1 protein-coding gene and 1 pseudogene are annotated in these 1,791 nt (G+C 43.4%); both read right to left on the bottom strand.

What is annotated here, in order from left to right; translation table 11 throughout:
* A pseudogene (locus tag C3B52_RS35375) lies at window positions 1-640 on the bottom strand (C40 family peptidase); the annotation flags it as partial.
* A partial coding sequence (locus tag C3B52_RS35380) for a VirB4-like conjugal transfer ATPase, CD1110 family (protein ID WP_164685081.1) occupies window positions 637-1,791 on the bottom strand: 1,155 nt, incomplete at its 5' end. The pseudogene C3B52_RS35375 and the gene C3B52_RS35380, both read right to left, overlap by 4 nt.

A 1,791-nucleotide genomic window follows, 5' to 3' on the forward strand; every position in this document is an offset into this window, starting at 1 on the left:
GAGCGGTCTTTATCTTTTCCTTGCTTTGCCTTGAAATATGGTTGCGAAGTGCAGCCCTGATCCCTTTGATATTGCTGGTGGAATGAACAGGTGTTTTTCGGGTAAGCTTCATTTTGTTACTGAGGCCACGCTTAACATATACGTTTCTGGCGGTGGTCTTTATCTTTTTGTCCTGGCGTTCCCTTAAAATATGTCTGCGTAGCCTAACGTTCATCCTCCTGTCACTACTGGAGGGGTGAACAGCTGTCCTCCGGTTAACCTTCACTCCACGCTTAACATGTGTATTCCTGATAGTGGCTTTTACCTTTTCATTCTGGCTCTCTCTTGAAATATGGCTGCGTAGCCTAGCATTCATCCTCCTGTCATGGCTGGAGGGCTGAACAACTGTTCTCCCGTTAATCTTCGCTCTGTTACTGAGGCCACGCTTAACATGCGTATTTCTGACAGTGGTCTTTATTTTTTCATTCTGGCTTTCCCTTGAAATATGGCTGCGTAATCTGGACTTCATCCCTCCGTTACTGGAGGGATGAGCAGCCGTGTTCCGGTTAGACTTCACTTTGTTATTGAGGACGCCCTTAGCATATACATTTCTGACAGTGGTTTTAGATGAAGTACGGGTACGGATATTGTTCTTCCTCATGCTGTATTACTCTCCAGATTAGCCTCCCTTACTTCATCAACCTTGGTCGTCATCATTTTGTATAATTTCGTATCCCTTGGGAACTCGTCATGGAAAGGAACAATCCCTTTACCTTCACCGTTCCCGATAAACATTAGCCCCTGCCCACTATCTGCATTTGTCACATAGCTAAGCTGCGTTTCCGATATGTCCAGCAAAGTCGCTAACTCGCGGCGATCCGATTTAGCTTGATTGAGCATCATCAAGAACATGGAGTTAGAAAGCATCGTTCGTGCAAGGTCTGATTTAAGCAAATCCTCGACGTTTTGGGTGATTCCTGTTGGAATCCCTCCCCATTTTCTGGCCCGTTTGTACAGTTCGTATAAGAAAGCTGCTGAATATTCATTAGCAAAGAGCAAGTAAATTTCATCAATATATATCCATGTCCGCTTACCCTTACCACGATTAAGGGTGATTCGGTTCCAAATTTGGTCAAGCACAATGAGCATCCCCATTGTCTTGAGCTGCTTCCCTAAATCCTTAATGTCAAAGCATACAAGACGGTTATCTATATTGATATTTGTCTTATTAGCGAATACAGACAGATTACCCTTAACATAAAGCTCAAGCGCTGTAGCAATTTCGATAGCTTCCGGGTCTTCTTGCTGTTTGAGCTGTTCATAGAAATCAATTAGTGTCGGTATATCATCTTTCGAAAACGTCTGTAGATACTTGTGGTATGTGAGTTTCAAGCATCGGTCAATAATTGATTTTTCCTTTGGTGTAAGGCCATATCTACCACCGACTATTACCTCGCAGAGAGAGAGTACAAAATCAGATTTAAGCATCAATGGGTCATCATCATCTGCATAGTCCATTGTCATATCCAGCGGATTGATGTAGTTCTTTGATCCAGCAGAAATATGAATAACTTCTCCTTTGAAATTGGATACAAGTCGTGTGTATTCGCGCTCCGGGTCGATGATGATCACATCATCATCCGTGTTGAGAAGCACGTTTACCATTTCCCTTTTTGCCGCGAAAGATTTACCTGAACCCGGCGTTCCCAATATAAAGCCGTTCGGTGTATCCAGCGAAAGCCTGTTGAACATAATCAATTTTCGTGATACCGCATTCAGCCCGTAATACATTCCACCCTCCTGAAACAATTC

This window comes from Brevibacillus reuszeri, assembly GCF_002897295.1.
In the GTDB taxonomy this organism is placed as follows: domain Bacteria; phylum Bacillota; class Bacilli; order Brevibacillales; family Brevibacillaceae; genus Brevibacillus; species Brevibacillus reuszeri_A.